The sequence below is a fragment of the Marinomonas sp. PE14-40 genome, from assembly GCF_051623805.1.
Taxonomy (GTDB): Bacteria; Pseudomonadota; Gammaproteobacteria; order Pseudomonadales; family Marinomonadaceae; genus Marinomonas.
The window spans coordinates 952,586-974,463 of record NZ_CP130700.1 but is presented as its reverse complement, the minus strand read 5'-3'; the positions used below and the strand labels follow the sequence as shown (position 1 = coordinate 974,463).

The window sequence follows — 21,878 nt, the reverse complement described above, 5'->3', positions numbered from 1 at the left end:
TTAATCCTTGTCGTTTAGCAAATACAGTAATTACAAACCTTTGTTAGCAAGCGCTCTTCTAACATCTCTAATTGAGATATCCGCTTGCCTTTCTTGATTGGCAAGAGACTCAATTACGGTTTGCGTTGTAGACTTGATCAATTCAACTTGATCCTGACTGTAGCTACTCATGCGATAGGCTAATACCACTCTGAAAGCGGCTTCGATTGAGTTCGGATCCTCATAGGCTTCAAAGTGCAAACCAAATTTGGCTATGCTGCGTTCTGGTTCTAGTAGATCAAAACCAATACTATGGCCGTCATTTAGTTCAATTGCTGTGTTAAGGACATTTTTTTGATGGTACTGAATATAGACTTCACATAGGTTGTCTGTTGCGAGTTCTTCTGGCTTGGTAGCAACCGTGTTCTCAACAGTGACAAAGGGAATATTACTGTGAGCAAGTGAGCTAATAATCGTCTCTTTTACCTGACAAACTAATTGGTTGATACTTAGCTCTTCATCAAACTGGACCTGATTCATGACTACATTGGTGAAAAGCCCAACAGTATCTTGGAATTTAGGATTATCACGGCCAAAAGCTGACGTGCCTATGGTGATTTTCTTACTGGCGCCAAGGTAGTAAAGCGCAAGTGAGAAGGCCGAAAAAACAACATGGAACATGGATGATTTATTAGACTTAGCCAGCAAATTTAATCCATCGGCAACGTCTTTACCAAATGAGAATTCAATCCAACTGCCTTGATCTGTTACTTGGTACTCTGAACCATCTTGATAGAAAAGAGGGCGAGCTGGTGGCACTTTTCCGAGTTGTTGCTTCCAGAATTCAAGTTCCTGCTCTATCTCAGATTCTTTAGTTTGTTCTGAAACATATTGATGAAATTGAGCTGGTACGGTTTCCCACTTAGGTTCAACACCACTGACGTATTCTTTATAGGCGAAAAACAGATCGCTTATGAGTATGCCTGCTGACCATTCATCAAAGGTCATGTGATAAATCAGTAATGAGAGGAAGTGTTCACCTTTCTCGTTGTGGAGAAAACGTACACGAACAGGGATTTCATTAATAAGGTCGAAACTGTAATTAGCCTCAAAAGCTAATAGACTTTCTGCCGACTCGTTACCTTGAGTGGCTGATGAAAAAAACCACTGATAATCATCGAGGCGAGTCGCAGGAATAATTCGTTGTAGTACGGTGCCATCTTCTTCAGGTAATAGCAGAGTACGCAATGCATCATGGCGCAAAAGCACTTTTGTAAAGGCTTTATGAAACGCCTCTTCGTCGACCTCTTCAGCAAACTTAAGTGTGAAAGGAATATTGAAGATAGGATTCCTTCCTAATTCGATTAGGTCCATCCAAGTATTCTGTACGTATGTATGCGGCACTATGATTTCTTGATCTAGGCCCACATGCGCTAAGTGAGATTCTTGCTCTTCTATTTTTGTTGCATGCTCTGCAAGCCCTATTGCAGTTGGAGCATTAAAAAAGTCTGCAATTTTTACTTCAATTTGATGTTGGCTTTTTAACTTGCCTATGACTCTTGTGGCTAACAGAGAGTGTCCACCTAGTTCAAAAAAGTCATCATTAGCTGAGATGTCATTTTGGTCTAAGACGGTTTTGAACTCTTCAATAATAGCTTTAATAAACTCATTGTTTTTAGGTGAACTTTTTGTGTCTGTATTATCAGTTCGATTTACTTCAGATAAATTATCGAAATTGCTATTCGAACTGGTAAATAAAGAGGGAATGACACTTTTGCTATCAATCTCGGCTTTATCAATAAACCCAATAAATTGTTCTAGTAAAAAGTGGCCAATAGTAGGGGATAGCAAGTCACCGGTTGTGAGTTCGAATCTGATATGATCGTCTTGCTCAAACTGAATGGCTAAGGTGAGGTCATAGTCAGACGATATTGGCGGTATGGTTAAGTTTGAAACCTTTATGCCTTCGAGTGTTAGGTAATCGCTTGCATCATCGACTTGTGTTACCAAAATATTAGGTAAATCGTTACGACGAGTTTTGGTTGCTGAAAATATCTGCTCAATGGAGAGGTTATTCGACATACCGTTAAGCAAGTTGTTTCGTAGATCCAAAATAGCAGTTTGTATGTCGGCATTTTCAATTCTAACAGGGATGACATTAGAGCTGGATTTGATCTGATCCAATCCAGCAATTTCTTGATGATCAACGATAGGGATAATGATATCCACTGACGTCTGATCTAGTAATTGATTTAGATAAAGCCCAAATAAAGTTAGCAAAGCCTGGAAAGGTGATGTTTGGCTTGCTTGTGCTAAGGCATCAGCTTTAGTTGTCGATGTTCTGCTATAGAAGCGATTCGCTTTAAATACCTGTAACGCTTTATCATGACTTGTAACTTGCTTAATCAGCGGGATCTTGCCTGCTACTTTAAAGAACAATGAGGGGAGCGGGGTTTTATTTAGGCCATTTGGATGTGTATTAGCCCAATAAGATTCAAGTTTATCTGTATTTTGTTGAGCTTGCTCAATTGAATTTGTGTTTGCAGTATTAGTGAAATTCACATCTTTATAATGAGAACTGATAGCATGAAAAATAGGCTGCCAAGCTGTGTCATCAAGAAGAATATGGTGACCAAGTAGGCCTAATACATATTCGTTCTCGGTTTTATTAAATAGCCAAAACTTAATTGCTGCATCCTTGGCTAAATCAAGCGGCTGCTTTTGCTGTTCTAGTAAGAAATTTATAACTTCTTCGTCGTCTGATGCAGCAACCTCTTCGATAATGATGTTTACAGGGTCAAGCTTGTGTTTTATTAGCTCGCCTTCTTCATCTAATTTATAAACTTGATTGAGGTTAGTATTGCCCTGATAAATCTTTTTTAGAGCACTTACTAAGCGTAGAGCATCTAGTGCACCAGATAATTTAAACGCGGCTGTAAAAGGGCCAGCTGAAGAGAGTGGGTCTTGTTGGTGTAACATCCAAGCTCTTTCTTCTGATAATGAGAGCTGACCATTATTTTTAAGCTGGTTAGATGTATCTATTGCTTGGCTCTCATCAATCAAGCCTAAACTAGCTATTTCTTTTTCAAATTCACTAAGCTCTAGTGGATCTAAAATTAATCCTTCATTCATACCTTTGAACCCTATTAACCTTGTTATAGAAAATTCTTTTTTCTAAGGGTATTGCATCCTATCTTGTGCAAGTTGCCCCTGATTCCATGTCATTTTTTGCTGGGGGTTACCTGACTTAAACGTGTTTTTTGATAAAACGTTTAATGACTAGCTTGAAGGTATATTACTTAATTCCTTCATTAAAAGATAGTGATTCTCATTTGCATTATCATTTGTATTGAATGTTTTTTTTAATATAAAATGCACAAATGGACTGACTTATTTCAAAGATTGATCTAGCTCAGTATTTTGTGGGAAGAAAAGGTTGGCTATGTTGGAACAAGCGATTGCTTGAAAAGTGGTTTTCGCCTGTGTTTTAAAATAGCTTTGTGATTAGTTGTTTTGCACTGCCTCCTTTATGCCTCGTTTGTCCAGTTTTAAGCACTGTTTTATTAAAAGGAAATTTTAAATGTCGGTTTTTTCGAGTACCTATCGGCCATTGTTAAGTCTGGCCTTGCCCTTAATTTTTATACAGATATGTCAGGCCTCTTTGGGATTGGTTGATACCATGGTAGCCGGTCAATACCATTATCATGACTTGGCTGGCGTTGGCTTAGGTAGTGCAATGTGGACCCCTGTGTTTATTCTGTTAACAGGAATAATGTTTGTATTAGTGCCTAAAGTTTCCGGGTTGTTGGCTGTAGGCCAACATGATGAAGTGAAACGTGTTTATCTTCGTGGTAAAAAAGTTGCTTTTGTTTTGTCTATCCTTGGTTTTCTCTTGGTTCACGTCCTTGCTTTTGCATCAGGTTGGCTGGTGTCCGATTCTAAAGTTGCTGCTATTACTCAGGCCTATCTGCATTTTGTAGCATTTGCTATGCCTGGTTTCGTTTATATCTTGCTGTATCGTTTTATGAGTGAGGGTTCTAGTAAACTGATGCCGATTATCAAGGTGTTTATTGCCTTGCTTATAGTCAATAGCTTGTTAAATATCCTATTTGTTTTTGGGGCCATTGGTATTGAAGGCCTTGGTGGTGTGGGCTGTGGTCTAGCAACGGCAGTGAGTGCGTATTTTGCATTGTTTATGATGAAGCGCTTAGTTCAACGTGAAGTGCCTGAGGCGATATCTCATTCAGCAATAAATATTGATATGAATGAAGCAACAGAGCAGCTTAAAGAAGGTTTACCTATTGGTGTAGCCTTTGTTCTTGAAGTGCTGGCTTTGACGACGTTAGCGTTTTTTGCTGCATCTTTAGGTGTTAAGCAAGTCGCAGCTCATCAAATTGCCATTAACTTAGCCATGATAGTCTTCATGATTCCTGTTGCTTTAAGTAGTGCAACAACCATTCGAATTGCAAGTATAACGAGAGCAGATGGCTTTTCTTCAAGAAGGCATGTTGCTAATGCTGCACTTATTATGACTTGTGCATACGGTTTAATTATCGCTGTATTGCTAGTCGGTTTAGGGGAGTATCTACTTACTTTATTTAGCCAAGATGAAGGTATTCTTGGGATAACCGCGGGCTTGTTGGTGTATATTGCATTGTTTCAATTTTTTGATGCGATTCAGATTGTTGCAGCAGGCATATTAAGAGGGCTACAAGAGTTTGTTAGTCCATTGTTGGTGATCTTTATTGTGTACTGGTTCGCCGTGGTACCAGTTAGTTATTTGGCAGCAGAGAAGGGGTGGTGGTTTTTTTCTGGTGGTATAGATGGCATATGGATTCTTTTGGCTTCTGGTATAGGTTTTGCTGCTTTGATCTTGTGTGTGTTGAGCTTTAAACAGGTGTATAAACCAGATAATTTAGTGCCAGCTACACCTTAATAAGATCCTTTACAATACAATTAGAGAATAGATATAAGCCTTGTTAATTATCACATAATTAACGAGGCTATCCTCACAACTCACAACTCACAACTCACAACTCACAACTCACAACTCACAACTCACAACTCACAACTCACAACTCACAACTCACAACTCACAACTCACAACTCACAACTCACAACTCACAACTCACAACTCACAACTCACAACTCACAACTCACAACTCACAACTCACAACTCATGCTTACAAGCTTGGTTTCATGGATAGTTTGATGTGGGTTACGAGCTAGACGTTTTAACTTTTAAAGGTTGATCTTGAGTTTAGGTTTAACGGGGAAGTTATATGTTCAAAGGAGAGGGGAGTGTAAGAAAAAAAAGAGGCTCAATTGAGCCTCTTAAAGTCTTGAGTGTCTTTAAAAGTCAAATTACATGCGATATACAGCGCTGACGCCTAAAGTTCTTGTTTGGCCTACGGCTGCTAAAGCACCGTCTCTATAATATGTAGAATCTTCTTTAGTAAGGTTCTTGATGTACCCGTTAAGTGTTATTTCACCAAAAGAGTATTGTGTATAGATATTAGTGATAGCGTTGTTTCCAACTTTGTTGGCTTCTGTATTTGCTAAATCAGAGTAAAAGGAACCAACATAAGTCACATCAGCTCCAAATGACCAATCATCACCTATATGCTGAGTGAATCCTATTGATGCATTGCTTTCTGGAGCGCTTGAAAGGTCGTTACCTTCACTTGATGTTGCGCTCTTGTACTCATCTATTTCACTACGTAATAGACCAACAGAAGTCCATAGCTCTAGGTTATCAGTTGCCCAAGTAGTGGCTTCAACTTCAATACCATATGTTGTTGCTGCATCAACATTAACAATTGTGAATTGAGATAATGCTTGATAGTCCGTGTAGTCGTTATAAAACACACTTGCGCTCAGTGTTGTTCCGTTACCAAAGTCGCTTTTGCTGCTAAATTCATATGATGTGACTTCTTCACTATCAAAAGCGAAAACATCACCAGATGTATTAATATAAGTTCCGCTTGGGCTATAACCTTGTCGAACCGATGCGCCTAATGTTGTTACCTCAGAAATCGCATGAGTTATTGCTAGTTTTGGTAGAGTGTAGGTTTTATCAGTATCTTGGCCTACTTTTGTTGCTGTGAAAAAAGAGCCGGTTTTATCAATCGCTTCATTTTCTACACGTAAGCCAGTAGTGATTTTGGTTTTAGGTGTAACAGCATAGGTGCTTTCACCGTATAGAGCAGTAGTTGTAGTTGTGTAATCTGTGTCTATGTTGATTAAACCTTGAGTAGCGTCAATCACCGAATCTTTATTTGAAGCAAATAGTCCGATAACACCTGTTAGATCGGAATTGTCTCGATTAAAAATAAGTCTGTTTTCAATCGATGATGTTTGTTGTTCAATGTCATAGCTGTGTGTAGTTCCACCATTGGCTGAACCATAACCATCGGCATAAATATCAGAGTCGTTATGGCTAATGTGTAACGAGTTTGTAAGTCCTGAGTTTATTTCATAATTTACGTCTATAGCCGCTCCATTTTCAGAAGAATCTTGAACCCTGGATACAGCGCCGCCAGAATCAGCTACAGTAAGCGTTTGAGATGAAATGCCTTCGGCAGTATTGCTGGCAAAATTTGCATGTTCACCGTCATTTTGTAAATGGGTAACAGTGGTTTTAATAGATAGTTTTGGGATGCTTTTAGGCTCCCAAAGTACTTTTCCTCGTACATTCAAGCTTTCTGACTTGCTGAGGCTAGGGAGGTCACCTGTATATCCTGATGTATCATAATTTAGCCAGCCTTCACCCTCTGACTTATCAATCGCAATACGGTAAGCCAGTTCATCTTCGACAATGGCACCAGACGACATGACAGCAAGGTTATGCTTTGTGTTGCCATTATCATAACTTTCAAGGCCTGCACGAATAGCTTCTTCATTTTCAAATGTTGGGTCATTCGTATTTATAACCATGGCTCCACCAATAGCGCTAGCACCCTGGGTGGTTGATTGTGGCCCACGTAGAACTTCAACTTGTTTTGTGTCCCAAAGGTTTGTTGGAGCAAAGTTATATCCAGACCAATCTTGCGATGTTCCATCCACAACGGTTGCCACGCGTGCTCGGGCACCTGTCATTAACGCAACACCACCTGTTGCAGCACCACCACCTGAAACACCACGCATAGATAAGTGGCCAAAAGAATCTGCAATTACATTTGGTGCTTGTGTTGCTAGGTCCTTAACTTCTTTAGTTTGTCCTGATTCCAACTTTTCTTCTGTGAAAACAGTAACGGCAGTAGTGGTGTCCTTGATATTTTTATCTATCTTTTCCCCTGTAACCACAATTTTTTCAAGTTCAACTACTTCTGCATTTACGGCTGAAGAAATCATTAAGCTATTAATACCAATAATTGATAAGGCGATTAAAGATAGTGAACTGGGTGGTTGTGATGTGCTCACTTTATACTTATGGGTCATTGCTCCGTGCTTCCTTTGTTAATAGGTGTAATGTGATGTAAGTAGTAATAGTATTGAAAATGATTATCGTTTGCAATAAGTGTTGGTGCTTAAAAGGTCATAAATGTCTGTATAAGTAATTGGTTGTAAATGATTAGTTTGAAAAGATGATTTAAATCAATTTTTGAAATTGGCTGTAACTTAATTCGATAAAAAGTTAATAACTTTGATTAGTAAGACTTTTTTATAATCAAATTCATCTATTTACCTTAAAGCCTAACGATTATTTGATTATCGAAATCCCAAAAAGGGTTTTAAACAATAGGTAAGTTTTCGAGTGCTTTTCAATCGGTTATATTTTTACTTCTAGGTCGTAATGTGAATCTATTGGGCCGAGTTGGCAGAGGTGTCTGTTAAGCCTAAAAACACACGGCTAATTTTATTTAGAAGATCTTGTCGTTGGTCTTCATCATTAAAATAGAAATGACCACCAGTAAGTGGGTTGCAACCTAACCAATTATGACTATGGGTTTGCCATGCATTCATTTGTTCATAGCTATGAATGTCTGGATCATCCTTCCCGTAGAAGGCCATAAGAGGGGTGTTGGTTATACTAACTTTGTCTTCCAGCATCATGTCATTAAGGTGGAAGTCATTACGAAGTATGTTTAAAAAGAAATCCATAGCATCTTGGTTTTCTAATAATTCGTCTGGTACACCGTTGTATTGACGTAGTGCCCTTATTAAGCCTTCACGTGTTAGAAAGCGTTTTGGTTCCATATCTTTTGTAAATTGAAGTTCTGGCCTGCCGCTCACAATGAGTAATTTCAGTTGTTGATTAAGTTTTTTGCTTCTTAATTTCTTTTCGATGCGCCACAAGAGTGCTGCACCAACGCTATGACCAAATAAGGCAAAGGGTTTATTATCATAGCTCATTATTTTCTCAATCATTAATTCGGCTAATGTATCTGGATCATGAGTAAGCCTTTGCCTGACAAGTGTGCCATGACCTGGATATTCAAGCGGAATAACCTTAATTTTCTCACTGGTTAGTTTGTTCCATGATGAATATAAAGACGCACTGCTGCCAGCCGGAGGGAGGCAGAATAAATGAACAGTCATAATGTTTCCGTTTAATTTTAGGGTTATGTGAGATGTGAAAACGAAGGGGTTGTTAAGCCCCTTGTTGTAAACTGCTTTGATAGTTTGGGTTTGTGTAATCATCTTTTTTAAGCATAAACCAGATGAAAATGGCGATAGCAAAAGTAAGTATTGCACCATAAGAAACCACTGTGTTATAGCTTGTGTGCTTCGCGATTGTCATACTAAGTGCTGAATAGGCAAAACCTAATAAAGAAGCGTAGCTAAACTGAAGTGCAAAGAAGGTTGCTTTATGAACGGTTGGTGCTGCTTTGTCCATTATCATTGTCGCTGTAATAACGAGCAAAGCAGGGAAGCTAATAAAATGAACGCTTATTGCAGCGTACACCATGGGTTTTTCTGTATAACCTAAAGTGACTGGGATTAAGAGTATCAGAGCAAAAGCCTGTATAAGTATGACACTAACAAGCGATTTTACTCTTCCTAAGTAGGTGATAAGAGGTGTTGCTAGTAGGGCAGAGAAAAGGCCAACAACTGATCCAAAAATTTTAGTCGCAAAACCAATATCTTCTAAAGCCCAGTTGTTGTCAACGAGTAGTGGATTAATTAATGCAAAACCACAAGTTGAACCAATAGGGTAAAACGACATGACGATAAACCAGCGTTTATGCTGTTTTATGAAGGGGAGTATATCTTTGATAATACTTTTTTGAATGCCTTTATGAGCGGTGTTTGAAGTGGTTTCATCAGGCTCTGAATAATAAATAATTTGAATTAATGAAATACAAGTAAGCCCTGCTAACAACCATAGTGAACCGTGCCAATCAAGCCATGGGTAAAGCATGAGAATGAGTCCGCCACCAATAATATTACCTAGTAAGTTGCCAGAGAATTGAATGCTACTGGCAAACTTTCGGGTGTTTTCGTCAAACAACTTGCACGATAACCCGTCTACCGACACATCTTGAATACTCATAAAAAATACATAAACCCCAAGTGTGATGAGTATCCAGCTAAAGTGAGTCTGTAAATTTATTGCACCGGCAGTAATCAATAAGATTGTCATAAAAGCTTGGGCTAGAATAAGCCAACTACGGTAACGCCCTTGAAAGTGCAAACGGTATTTATCAATGATGGGGGCGTAAAAAATTTTGCCTATTATTGGAATCGCTATAAGGTTTAAAAGTGCCAATTTATCTAATGCGACACCTTGTTGGCGTAAGATAGCCATTGCTGCAGAGATAATAAAGGCTAGCCCAATGTACTGGGTGATGTAGATGCTTGCCAACATGAACCACGGTTGGTTTTGACCCTTCATATAACGTCTGTCCTTAACTAGATATCGGTGTGAATATTTGAACGGATTATTGAGTACACGATCCAGTGTAAATTCAATTAATGATAATTATTATCATTCAATGCTTGGTTGGGGTCAATAGCTTCCTAGACCTGGAAAGATTCGATGTTGCTCTCGCACTTTATTAAAGTTATTCGTTAAATAATGATTTTTTTGGCAATTTATATACCCTTGTGAATCGGTTGCGCTAACTAAACTCTACTTCTTTTACTTCGTCTATTCAGGCGCTGACCTACCAAATCTAACTTGACTCATTTTAGGAATAATCATAGCATTCAATTTATTGCTAATGATTCTCATTTGTATTTGATTTTATGAATAATAAATAACAATTGTTAAATGGGGCAAACAGAGAGCATGGCCTAATCAGTATTCGGCTTTTCATCTTTATATCGGTAAGGAATAAGTTATAGGTGTTTGGTTTTTAATTAATCCAGACACTTGGTGGATGGGAATATATTTGAGGGTTCGATTGAGCCTTCACCAAAATGGGTAATTATAATGGAATTGGAAATTACAATAGAAAAGCAAGTGAAACAAACTTTAAATCTAGTTGATCAAACTATCCCACCTGATGCTAGTCTGATTGAGTTTGGTTTGCATTCTCTTGCAATTATGCAGTTAGTTGATGCATTTCAACAAGAATATGATCGTGAACTTAATTATGTCGACTTCGCTTCTATGCCAACAATACAAGAGTGGGCATCCTTATTAGAGGCGCCTACCATAGTAGAAGAGCAAGGTTCTGTTTTAGAAAGCAATAATGTACTTGATTTAAGTGAGTTGAATTTAACACCTGCAATAGGACTGCAAGAATCACACTTATCAGAAATGCAATATTCCTTTTGGGCTGGCCAACAATCAACAGATGTTTCCGCCCACTTATATGTTGAATTTGATGGTGAAGATATTGACCAAAATAAATTATTTGCGTCAATTCGAAATTTGCTAAAAATCCACCCTATGCTGAGGGCGGTCATTTCTAATTCTGGTACGCAAACAATTGCTGAGTTTGATCCTGATTACCAAATTAATATTGATGATATTTGCGAATTGGAGCCAATTGAAGTTGATCGCTTTTTAGAGACCAAAAGGTATGGTTTAGCTCATCAAGAATTAGCTATACAGCTTGGTCAGGTAATACATTTTGATCTAACTCTTTTACCCAACAAAAAGCATAGGTTACATATTGACGTAAATATGGCAGCAGCTGATGCGCCAAGTATTTTGTTAGCTTATCAGAGTCTTGCTGCTTTGTACTCAGGTAAGTATGAACACCTTAGTATGAGTAATCTAAGCTACTTTGATTATCTTGAAAGAGTTGAACAAGATGAAAAGTTAAAAGCAGCGGCAGAGAAAGATAGGCTATGGTGGCAAAACCGTTTGGCAGATATTCCTCCACCGCCCAAGCTACCCCTGATCGCAGAAAAATTTCGTCAAGATACTTATAAATGTGACAGTTTACATCATGTGTTTACTACTCATGATAAGTCAGTGTTATCAAATTTGGCTCAAAAACATCAAGTAAGTTTATCTACACTGATGCTTGCTGTGTTTTCTAATGTGGTAGGTAACTGGTCTAGCAGTAATCGTTTTAGATTAAACTTACCTATGTTTGGGCGTCAGCAATATGATGAAAAAATTAATCAACTTGTAGGGGATTTCACCAACCTTATCATTTTCAGTGCTGAATTAATTGATGAAGAGCCGTTAGGGCAAATGCTGCGACGTTTTGAAGAAGAACGTGAACAAGTATTAGCCCATAATGCTTATTCTGGCATGAATGTAATGCGAGATTTATCTAAGCTAAACGAAGAAACGGAAGTGGCGCCTATTGTTTACACCTGTGGTTTTGGCCAAGGAGAGGTTGTCTCTGACCTAGTGAAAACTAGTTTAGGTAATCCTGTCTGGTGTGTCTCCCAAGGGCCAATGGTTGATCTAGATGTGCAAGTGGCTGAACATAATGATGGCATTTTGGTGAACTGGGATGTTAGGACGGCAGCCTTTAAGGAAGGGGTTGTTGATAGTATGTTCGAGGCTTATTTAGCTTTAATTCATGCCCTTGTGTTTTCTAATGAAAACACAGAATCAAGACTAAAACCGAAACTACCGCTAAAACAGCGTCAAGCCAGGCAGAGTCTTGCTTTACCTAGCTATGAAATTAACTTTTCAGAGTCCTGTTTAGTAACTGGCTTTAGACAGCAAGTTTTTTTAAATCCAAATCAAACCGCTCTAGTTATTGATAATGAAAAGCTTTCTTATCAGATGCTATCAAGCAAGGTTAACCAAGCGTTAAATAGCCTAAAAGCCAAAGGCGTTGTTCAAGGAGATACCCTTGCTCTTAAACCGGTAGATGTCGCGTTTTATGTAGCTAGCGTGTTAGCGAGTTTAGAGCTTGGGGCTAATTTCATCCTATATCATCATGATGCTGCAGATTCAGAAAAAGCTAAAATACTGTCATCATCTAACTATTTACTTAGTGACAAACATGATGAGCTTAGCCATGAAGCAGAGATAATTATCTATGAAGATATGTTTGATAACAGTGTTAGTCATGATCTTATTTGTGGAAATGACTTAACAGAACCTAGTTTTAATATCGCTAAATCTCATGCCTATTCTGTATATGATACAGAGGTAAAGTCATTAGTTGGGGTTAGTTATCAGTCATTAAGTGAAAAACTTGAAGAGGTAATTGATATATTCGCTTTTGACCAATCAAGCTGTTTACTCTCTCTACATGAATATACCAATAAATCAGCATTGATGGATATTCTAGTTAGCTTGAGTAGTGGTGGTTCATTAATCTTGATGAGTGAGTTGCAGCAATCGGGTACGAATCAATGGCTAAAATTAATTAAAACACATGCTATTAATTGCATACATTGTCCGTCATTACGTTTGAGTGAGATGCTACTTAATGCTTCAAATAAAGCGTTATCACCTATTTCATTGGTGCTTTCGACTGGGCAAACCTTATCTTCTCATTGGGAAAAACTGAAGCGTCACAATAAAACTATGGATTTAGTGGCACTCCATGGTAACGAAAAGTATTTACCTTATATGAGCTACCAGGTTTGTGATGATTCAACTGTTAGTAAATATGACTATCTTCCTATTGGCAAAGCTTTTGCTAATGCGTCATTTAAAGTGATTAATGAGCAAGGTGTTGAGTGCCCTGATTATGTTTTAGGGCAGTTATGGGCAACACATAAAGGCATTAGCTTTGAGCGCGCTCATTTAGAAAGTAAGTGGTCGTCAACACATCAAAATATTGGGGCGTTTGATTGGCGTAATACGGGGGAGTTTGCCTACTACCAAACGGATGGAAGTCTTGTGTCATCTGGCCTCGCTGAAGATTTAATTACAATTCAAGGCTATAAAATTGAACCAAGCGAGTTGACCTCATTAGTTTTGACGCTAGAAGGTGTGCTTGATGTTAAATTTGTGAGTCAAACTGGTCAAAATCAAGTCTTTAAAATGGTTGCAATTATTGCTGAAGAAGGCGTTGTCGACAGCAAAAAGGTGCATGCCAAACTAGCCGAAGTTTTACCAAAGCATGCGTTACCTGATTACTACTATATAGCTGAGTCCCTGCCTTTAACACAATATGGCGTTCTAGATAGTCAAACCGTATTGAATCTATGTTTAAAACAAAGCCAAACACAGACAAGCTTAGAGAATGAGTCTCCTCTTGAAGAGGCGGTTAGTTATATCTTTTCTAAAACCATTGGTGTTGATGTGAGTATCACGCGTCTTGATGATGATTTTTTTGAAAGTGGAGGAGACTCTTTATTGGCAACTCACTTAACAGCTACCTTGAACCAATATTTCAAAGGTAGCGAACTTACTATAGTTGATATTTTTGTCGAAAGAACACCAGAAAATATAGCTGCGAAAATTAAGGATAATATCCCTGAGCTTGCTGACAAAATTGCGCAAGTTTTGCTTAAAGTATTAAGGAAGAAACAATGAGCATCATAACAAAAGAACCTCTAAACCCGTTACAAAGAGCCTATTTGATGGGGCGAAGTGCTGCAGTTCCTCTTGGTGGTGTTGCTATGCATGATTTTAGAGAATTTAGATGTCAGATGAGTGAGTCTGAACTTAAAGAGATAATGCTGCCTCTAGTTAAAAAATATTCTGTTTTAAGGACTTACATAGATGATGTCACCTTAGAGAAACATGTCTATGACGAGGCTAATTTAAATATTAACTTTCATGATTATAGCCAAAATACGCAAGCGGAAGCAGACAAAAAAATAAACGAGTTAAGACAGCATTCTAGTCAATCTCAATTACCACTAGAAAAATCATTATGGGAAATGACACTCGTTCACATACCTGTGCAAAACTGTGAGGGTAAAGCAACAGCAATTCTGTTCACTCGTTTTGATGGTTTAATTGTCGACGGCTACGCTATCTCTATTATTTTGAATGAGTTATTTAATGGTGAAAATAAACATAAGCCGATTAAAATGAGACAAATGCCGGTTAGCTACTTTGAAAATTTAGAATCTGATAAAGGCTACTGGAAAGAAAAGTTAGATACGATCGAAGAAGTTATCTCTCTACCTTGGAAGCAGGATTTAGATAGGATTACATCGCCTAGCTACAAACGAAAAGGCTTTGTGATTTCAGAGAGAAACTGGAAATCAATTTTGGCTCTCGGTGCAAAACAACGCTTATTACCTAACTCAATTCTGACAACGGCGTTATTTGAAGTATTAAGTTTATGGACGAGCGACAATTCTGTATTAGTGTCTATGCCAATTTCAAATTCAATTTTGCATTCAGACCTAAGCAATCATTCAAGCTTCATTGCATTAGCATACGAAAATTCAGAGAAAATAGGCTTAATTGATAAGGCTCGTGCTCTTCAAAAAGATGTACTTGAGGCCATGGGGCATACAAGTTTTTCTGGGGTCGAATTAGGGAAAATGCTACTCAAACAAACAGGCAAACTTGTTAGCTTGCCTGTTGCTGTGACTAATGGTCTTAGTTGGGGAAGCAGCACTTATCAAAATGCTGAATATGTATCAGGCATTACACAAACACCCCAACTGGTGTTAGATATTCGTATTCATCAGACTGCTAATAATGATATAGCCATAGATTTTGATTTTGCTGAACAGGCTTTATCGGATTTGTTAATTAATGAATTGCTTCAAACCCTTGAAGGCTATCTCATTCAATTATCAGAGATTGATGATTTGGAGAAGATTGGTTTACCAAGTGTCGATGTTAAAAAAGCCGTAGAAATGGCATTACCATGGCAAGATTTAAAATCTGATAGTGAACAGGTGCAAGATTACCTTGAGCAAATAAAGCAAAACTTGTATGACAATCATATTGAAAATACCGCTTTAATTTATGATGACAAAGCAATTAGTTATCGTGAGCTTGGCATAAATGTCGCTAAAGTAGCGAATAAATTATCTTCACTAAATATTAAAAAAGGTGATGTTGTTGCTATTTGCTTAGTGAAAAGTCCTGAGCATATTGCGATTACGTTAGCTTGTTCTTTGGCTAACATAATCTGGTTACCCATTGATATGGATTCACCGACAGAGCGTATTCAATTTATGCTCAATAATTGTCGTGCAGATTTAATTATTAGTGATCAGGAGCTGGAATTTGGTATTAAGACGCTAAATATTCATGACACACTTAATGACGAGAGTCTTAGCGACACATTAGCTTGTGACCTTGTGTTTGATGGCGAGCCTGGATATTACCTTTATACATCCGGCAGTACAGGTACACCAAAATGTGTAGTGATGAATCATCTCGCTACTGCGAATGTCGTAGAAGAAACAAATAAGACTTGGAATCTCACGCGTAATGATGTGATGTTTTCCGCAACACCATTTCATCATGACATGTCCGTCTATGAGTTGTTTGCAGCAATGTCATTAGGGGCACGTTTGGTAGTGCCAACGAAAGAGCAAGCTAAGAGTGGCATGGATTGGGCGCGTCTTGTTGAAACTCATAAGGTATCAGTTTGGAGTTCAGTGCCCGCCATTGTAGATATGTTGCTTGTCTGTGCAGAACCCCATCAGTTAGCGTCTCTTAAACTGGTTTCCCAAGGGGGAGATTATGTGAAGCCCACTGTGATTGATAAGCTGCGTAAATATCTACCACACGCTAGATTGTTTTCAATAGGTGGACCAACAGAAACAACAATTTGGAATATTTGGCACGAAATCACTCAGCAAGATATTGATATCATCCCTTATGGTAGTTCTTTTAAATTTAACCGTTACTACATCATTAATGATAAAGGCCAGCACTGTCCTAGTTTTGTCTCAGGTACCTTGTGTGCCTCAGGTGTAAACCTAGCAAATGGTTATTTAAAAGACGGTGTCATTAATCAAACAGATTATGAAACCCTGACGACGCCTGAAGGGCAGCAAGTGCGGGTATTTAAAACCAGTGATCGTGGTTTCTTCCGAGAAGATGGCAAAATTATTTTTTCTGGCCGTAAGCAAGGTTATCTTAAAATTAGAGGTGTAAGGATTGCATCATCTGAAGTTGAATTAGGTATGACGAAGCATCCATTCGTCAGAGATGCGATTGTAATGGCCTGTACTAATCCTCAATACCAAACTAATGAAATGGTTGTTACCTATGTTACAGAGGGTGATGCGGACATTTCAGTGGCAGAGTTACGTCACTTTCTTAAAGGTAAATTACCAAACTCGCATATTCCTTCAAGATGGCTGGCATTAGATGAGTTTCCATTAACACGAAATAAAAAGGTAGATAGGAAGCGTCTTAAAGAAATGGCGGAAGCGCGATTTTATGATAATGAATTGCCAGCTGATGCTATTATAAATACGCAAAGTAAGCCTGTTAGCAGCTTAGAGGCTCAAGTCATAAATGCTTTTTGTGATGTGCTTGATTTGAGTACAGAAAATATGACAGGTGATACGGAAATTCTAAGTTTAGGTATAAGGCCAAAACAATTAGGTTTGATTGCTAAGCAGTTATCCAAAAGTATGAATCTGGATGTGAGCTTATATACATTAGCTAAAGCAATAAATTTAAATGATGTAGAGCGTGCCTTATCTAAACTGTCAAAAAATCTGGAAGCAGTGAATTAAGGGCATTTCTGGGAAATGCTAATTCTTGTCTGATTTTAAATCGATTTATTAAGCTTGTATGGGTGGTCTTAGTAAAAGCTAAGGCCATTTTTATACTTTAGGAAAAGTTTAAGGGAGAGGTTGTTAAGATACTGAGTCATTTTTCGTAAAACCCCTCTCACAAATAATGAGAGGGGTGATCAATAAGGTGTTTATGCCTTATTTATTTTTTCTTTAATTCGTGTAGCTCTTCACTAAACCAAATTTTGCGTTTAAAGCGAGGGTTCTTAGAAGACATATCAATCTTGTAAGGATTTTGTTCGTGACTTTGCGGTAAATCGAGAATGTTACACAGTTCTTGAGCTAACCATTTTTCCACTTTAAGTACGACCATTTTCTTACGTAGACGACCTTGTACGTCACGGTTAAGAATAGTTGGTAGAGTATTTAGAGTTAGGATTTCACCAAGTGCAGGGTGGGCCATTTTTTGACGACCTTCATCGCTTGCATAGAAATGAGAAACCGCAAACACCATACGTTCTGGATTGATTTTTTGTAAGAACTGGCATGATTTAACAACGGTAGAACCTGTACGTACCATGTCATCAAACAAGATTATGCTAGCGCCATCTAGACCATCAAAAGTGTGTTCACTTTCTTTATGAAGAGTGATTTCAACTTTACGCTCAGCAGTACGCTCTTTATCTAACATGATAAATTTCGCTTTGCTAAGGCCTAATGTATTGAACATTTTTTGTACGAAACTACGAGCGCCTTTATCTGGTGCACAAAGTACTAGGCCTTCACCATCTTCCCCATAATCCAAGATATTTGAGTTAAGTAGGTAGTGTGAATAAATTTCGTAAGGGATTAGGTTGTGGAAATCACCATCAAACACTTCGGTGAAAATTTTCTGGACTGAATCTGAATGGTTATGAATTGTCATCACTGTATCCACACCAGAAAGTTTCAGCATTTGCGCATATAACTTAGCTGTGAAAGGTTGACCATCAAACTTTTTAATATCGTTGATATCACGATCAAAGCTTGTTTCTCCTAGGTCTTTAGATGGGCCACGATCCTGTGCGCTATAAAATAAATCTGGCTCAACCAAAATGACACGTGCTGCACCATTTTCTTTCGCTGCTCTAGCAATGATTAAGTTTGTCATTGCTAATTCTTGACGACTTTTAACTAGGCTACCTGTACTAACAATAACAACAGACTTACCTTTTAATTTGAAACCAATGTTCTCGAAATCTGACTCGTCAGAAATAAAACGAGGGCAGAACTCTGAGTTCATAAATTGCTTCATACTGATGATATCAGCGATGTCATCGTGCTGGCCCATGGCATAGGCTACATCAATAGCAAAAGGGTTATCGGAAGAGTTACTTACTACTACGACATTAGATGACTGTTTTGTCGACAAAGTCATGAGAGATCCTTTGTTAGGGATAGGAGATTTGCGCAGATTCTAATACTTGTTAGCCTTATGCGATAGAGTCATTTTGAAGAAAGTTTAAAATTTTATTTAACTTATTTATAGAATTAATGAGTTAGCCTAAAAGTTTACGAAAGTCTTGATGTTACTGACCTTTAGGTCAAATATTTAATTGGTGTTTTAGTAGACAATCCCTCAGGCTAAAGAGGTGTTTTGAACTAATTAAATCAAAAGAGAGAGCTATAAAGGAGGAATACAAGATTTATATATGAAATTAATCTTTGTATCTTAATATTCGTTGCTGATTTGATTTTTCACATCATTAGGTTTTACATTGCAGTGAACTGACCAAACTTGAGCTCATAGCCCTTAAATAAGGGGTTGCTAACCTACTAATATAAGGTGAAGTGATAAAACGAATTTATTTTCTAGAGATACTTATGTTGCAATAAAACTTTCTTATTTGATAAGAGATTGAGCTTTCCTATTAAATCGATTGATTAAACCGCTAATTTTTTGCTTAGCAATGAATTTTTAGAACACTATTTAAAATCGAGGAACAGATGGCTGAAGAAAAAATAATTATACCTCTAGACGAAATTGAGCAGAAAACAGCGCAAGCTTTAATCGCCCATGGCGCGGCAAACTGGGTTGCCGCTGAAGTGGCTAAAGCAGTAAGACAAGCAGAGTCTGTGGGTAACATGATTTGCGGTCTTTTCTATTTAGATAGTTATTGTACTCAACTTAAAACAGGTAGAGTAAAAGGGGATGTAGACCCGATTGTCAGTCAACCAAAATCTTCTGCGATTGAAGTAGATGCACAACTCGGTTTTGCGCAAGCTGCGTTCGCAAAAGGTTTTGAAAAAGCGATTTCAGTGGCGAAAGAAAATGGCATTGCTTCATTAGCCATCAGACATTCACACACATGCACATCAATGGGGTATTTTACTGAGCAAATTGCTAATGCTGGCTTAATCGCTGTTGGTATGACGAATGCGCCAGCATGTGTTTCTCCACCAGGTGGCTCAAAAGCAGTATTAGGAACTAACCCAATTTCAATGGCTGTTCCAGCAAAAGATGGCGGTATATCGTTCAAATTTGATCAATCGACCAGTGCGATAGCGATTGGCAAAATACGTATCGCTGCAGCTGCTGGTGAGAAAATACCTTTTGGTTGGGCAGTCGATAAAAATGGCGAGCCAACGGATGACCCAGTAGCAGGACTTGAAGGCTCACTTGTTTCAGCTGGTGGCTACAAAGGATATGGCTTTGGATTGATGGCAGAAATTTTTGCCGCGGCTGTAACTGGATCAAACAATAGTGTGAATACACCACCACTAAAAGCTGCTGAGGGTGGCCCTCATGATCTTGGCCAATTTTACTTCTTATTAGACCCTACTGTTTATTCGGGTGATGCTTTCTGGGATAGACTAGAAACATTAGAAGAAGCGGTAAGTAGCCAAGCAAATGCAAGATTACCTGGCTCTAACAAAGAAACCGTTTCTGAGGTTGCTATTAGCAAAGTTCTTTGGGATACAGTACTTGATTTAGCGTCTAAATAGCATTTTCAAACTACTTAACATCTCTTTTTAAGTAATCTAATATCGCTTTTACGTGATTTATTAATCCCAGTGTTATGCACTGGGATTTTTTGTTTTAAGAGCGCATGGAAAATGGCTGATAAGGAAAGTGCTAAGACGCTAACCTTGAAATGGCGCTAGCTGTTGCGAGTAATTGTTCTTTGGCATTTTCAAATTGTTCTTGGTTGTTCATGATTTGATCAGCACCTGAGATGTTAATTGCTGCAATTGTTTGACCGAGGTAATTGGTAATAGGTGCTGCAATGGCTGTGGCATTATCAGATCGATTACTTGAGAAGCCTTGCCCCCATTCTTCTTTTAAAAGCTTTTTAAGTTCTGGTAGGGATTGTGGATGCGGCCCTGGGTAAATATCAAGCTGAAGTGTTTGATACATCGCATTCAGTTCAATATCACTAAGCTGTTGCAATAAAACACGTCCCATTGCATTGGTATGACAAGGTAATCTTGAGCCAAGAGGAATATTAACCGATAAGCGTTGGGACGCCTGAGCACGATAAATATATATAGTTTCTAAACCATCACGAATACCTAGGTGGCAAGAAATGGAGGCATTGTCTCTCAGTTCGTTGATATAAGGTGATGCGATATCAACTAAGTCTCTACCAGCTAAAAACGCAAAGCCGCGAGATACAACTTGAGGGCCAAGTTCATAAGCATTTCTGGTTACTTTCTTAAGATATCCCATGTCTAAAAGTGTTTGCACTATACGGTAGGTTGAGGAGGCACTGACACCAAGATGCTCAGCAAAATCTTGTGTATTTAATACTCTTTTATCTCTATTAAACATCTCAATGATCTGCAGTCCTCGAGATAATGCTGGTACGTGGTATTCAGGGCTATTACTCATGGTTAATTCCATATTTGATAAAAATTTTCATATATAAATTACTTTGTGCATTTTATGTCGTTTTTTGAGTTTTTACTTTCAAAAATAGTTTATTTAAATATATTTGAATGTAATGGAATTGAAAAGCATGATTTTCATGTTTTTAAATTCATATTTGAATAAACGCTTTATATGTGGGGATATTGTTGTGGCTAAAGAGTTCGTATTAAAAGCATCTTGTGATGCAGCTAGCGGTATTGTGGCTGCTGTTTCAACTTACTTAGCAGATCATGGTTGTTACATTGCAGAAATGCATCAGTTTGACGATGAAGATAGTCAGCATTTTTATATGCGTGCTGTCTGCCGAATTGAAGGTGACGACAACACGATTGCATCAATTCGAGATGGTTTTAATGAACAGGTTTCTCGTTTCAAAATGGATTGGGAAATAGTCGGTAGTGATGAGCCAGTGAAAGTGCTGATCATGGTGAGTAAATTTGATCACTGCTTGGACGATCTTTTATATCGCCATCGTAAAGGCGAATTGCCTATGGAAATTACGGCGATAGTATCAAACCATAAAGACTTGAGACCTATGGCTGAGCGTGAAGGTATTCGATTTGTTCATTTACCTGTTAATAAAGAGAATAAGGCGAAGCAAGAAGCGGCTTTATTAGACATTATTTCTGAAACAGAAACTGACCTAGTTGTTCTCGCCCGATACATGCAGATTTTGTCAGACTCTCTTTGTAAAGAACTTAACGGTAAAGCGATTAATATCCACCATTCTTTCTTACCTGGCTTTAAAGGTGCTAAACCTTATCACCAAGCACATGAGCGTGGCGTTAAGCTTATTGGTGCGACGGCACACTATGTCACCTCGGATCTAGATGAAGGCCCAATCATCGAGCAATCTGTCCAGCCGGTTGATCATACTTATTCACCAGAGCGTCTTGTGGCTGTGGGTCGTGATACAGAAACGGTTGCTCTAGCTAATGCGGTAAGAATGCATCTTGAACACCGTGTTTTCATGTATGGCAATAAATCTATTGTTTTTAAATAGGCT

General features: G+C 38.2%; 11 protein-coding genes. 5 read left to right on the top strand and 6 right to left on the bottom strand.

Going from position 1 to position 21,878, the window contains the following annotated elements; genetic code table 11:
- Positions 1-30: 30 nt before the first annotated feature.
- Positions 31-3,111: a condensation domain-containing protein gene (locus Q0A08_RS04420; RefSeq protein WP_438465164.1), complete on the bottom strand. Its 3,081-nt coding sequence runs from the start codon at positions 3,109-3,111 to the stop codon at positions 31-33.
- A gap of 448 nt (positions 3,112-3,559) precedes the next feature.
- Between Q0A08_RS04420 and Q0A08_RS04415 the strand changes: the two genes are divergently transcribed.
- Complete coding sequence (locus Q0A08_RS04415; protein WP_438465162.1) at positions 3,560-4,915, top strand: MATE family efflux transporter; 1,356 nt, start codon at positions 3,560-3,562, stop codon at positions 4,913-4,915.
- Between the two features lie 428 nt (positions 4,916-5,343).
- Here Q0A08_RS04415 and Q0A08_RS04410 read toward each other — a convergent pair whose 3' ends face one another.
- From Q0A08_RS04410 to Q0A08_RS04400, 3 genes are all read right to left on the bottom strand, one after another.
- Positions 5,344-7,419, bottom strand: a complete 2,076-nt coding sequence (locus Q0A08_RS04410) for a TonB-dependent receptor (RefSeq protein WP_438465160.1) — start codon at positions 7,417-7,419, stop codon at positions 5,344-5,346.
- A 363-nt stretch (positions 7,420-7,782) separates the two neighbouring features.
- Positions 7,783-8,520 carry a thioesterase II family protein gene (locus Q0A08_RS04405; RefSeq protein WP_438465159.1) on the bottom strand — a complete coding sequence of 246 codons (738 nt, stop codon included), beginning with the start codon at positions 8,518-8,520 and terminating at the stop codon, positions 7,783-7,785.
- Positions 8,521-8,572: 52 nt separating this feature from the next.
- Positions 8,573-9,817, bottom strand: coding sequence for an MFS transporter (locus Q0A08_RS04400; protein ID WP_438465157.1), 1,245 nt, complete (start codon positions 9,815-9,817; stop codon positions 8,573-8,575).
- A gap of 540 nt (positions 9,818-10,357) precedes the next feature.
- On the opposite strand from Q0A08_RS04400, the gene Q0A08_RS04395 reads away from it, so the two are divergent.
- Both Q0A08_RS04395 and Q0A08_RS04390 read left to right on the top strand, forming a co-directional pair.
- The gene (locus tag Q0A08_RS04395; RefSeq protein WP_438465155.1) at positions 10,358-13,831 is read left to right on the top strand and encodes a condensation domain-containing protein; all 3,474 of its coding nucleotides are present in this window, start codon (positions 10,358-10,360) and stop codon (positions 13,829-13,831) included.
- Positions 13,828-16,962 (top strand): AMP-binding protein, encoded by a 3,135-nt coding sequence (locus Q0A08_RS04390; RefSeq protein WP_438465153.1) that lies wholly within the window; start codon positions 13,828-13,830, stop codon positions 16,960-16,962. The genes Q0A08_RS04395 and Q0A08_RS04390 overlap by 4 nt, the downstream gene beginning before the upstream one ends.
- A gap of 202 nt (positions 16,963-17,164) precedes the next feature.
- Here Q0A08_RS04390 and Q0A08_RS04385 read toward each other — a convergent pair whose 3' ends face one another.
- On the bottom strand, positions 17,165-18,379 hold the full coding sequence (locus Q0A08_RS04385) for a phosphoribosyltransferase family protein (RefSeq protein WP_438465151.1): 1,215 nt from the start codon (positions 18,377-18,379) through the stop codon (positions 17,165-17,167).
- Positions 18,380-18,948: 569 nt separating this feature from the next.
- Between Q0A08_RS04385 and Q0A08_RS04380 the strand changes: the two genes are divergently transcribed.
- Positions 18,949-19,947 (top strand): Ldh family oxidoreductase, encoded by a 999-nt coding sequence (locus tag Q0A08_RS04380; protein WP_438465150.1) that lies wholly within the window; start codon positions 18,949-18,951, stop codon positions 19,945-19,947.
- 130 nt (positions 19,948-20,077) lie between these two features.
- On the opposite strand, the gene Q0A08_RS04375 is transcribed toward Q0A08_RS04380, so the two are convergent.
- Positions 20,078-20,833 carry an IclR family transcriptional regulator gene (locus Q0A08_RS04375; protein ID WP_438465148.1) on the bottom strand — a complete coding sequence of 252 codons (756 nt, stop codon included), beginning with the start codon at positions 20,831-20,833 and terminating at the stop codon, positions 20,078-20,080.
- A gap of 136 nt (positions 20,834-20,969) precedes the next feature.
- On the opposite strand from Q0A08_RS04375, the gene purU reads away from it, so the two are divergent.
- A complete protein-coding gene (purU, locus tag Q0A08_RS04370) occupies positions 20,970-21,875 on the top strand; it encodes a formyltetrahydrofolate deformylase (RefSeq protein WP_438467604.1) in 906 nt (301 codons plus the stop codon).
- Positions 21,876-21,878: the final 3 nt, after the last annotated feature.

Bases quoted from the DNA above. Each gene is read 5' to 3' on its own strand.
- Q0A08_RS04420 (WP_438465164.1), bottom strand. From the start codon at position 3,111: ATGAATGAAGGATTAATTTTAGATCCACTAGAGCTTAGTGAATTTGAA.
- Q0A08_RS04415 (WP_438465162.1), top strand. From the start codon at position 3,560: ATGTCGGTTTTTTCGAGTACCTATCGGCCATTGTTAAGTCTGGCCTTG.
- Q0A08_RS04410 (WP_438465160.1), bottom strand. From the start codon at position 7,419: ATGACCCATAAGTATAAAGTGAGCACATCACAACCACCCAGTTCACTA.
- Q0A08_RS04405 (WP_438465159.1), bottom strand. From the start codon at position 8,520: ATGACTGTTCATTTATTCTGCCTCCCTCCGGCTGGCAGCAGTGCGTCT.
- Q0A08_RS04400 (WP_438465157.1), bottom strand. From the start codon at position 9,817: ATGAAGGGTCAAAACCAACCGTGGTTCATGTTGGCAAGCATCTACATC.
- Q0A08_RS04395 (WP_438465155.1), top strand. From the start codon at position 10,358: ATGGAATTGGAAATTACAATAGAAAAGCAAGTGAAACAAACTTTAAAT.
- Q0A08_RS04390 (WP_438465153.1), top strand. From the start codon at position 13,828: ATGAGCATCATAACAAAAGAACCTCTAAACCCGTTACAAAGAGCCTAT.
- Q0A08_RS04385 (WP_438465151.1), bottom strand. From the start codon at position 18,379: ATGACTTTGTCGACAAAACAGTCATCTAATGTCGTAGTAGTAAGTAAC.
- Q0A08_RS04380 (WP_438465150.1), top strand. From the start codon at position 18,949: ATGGCTGAAGAAAAAATAATTATACCTCTAGACGAAATTGAGCAGAAA.
- Q0A08_RS04375 (WP_438465148.1), bottom strand. From the start codon at position 20,833: ATGAGTAATAGCCCTGAATACCACGTACCAGCATTATCTCGAGGACTG.
- purU (WP_438467604.1), top strand. From the start codon at position 20,970: ATGTTTTTAAATTCATATTTGAATAAACGCTTTATATGTGGGGATATT.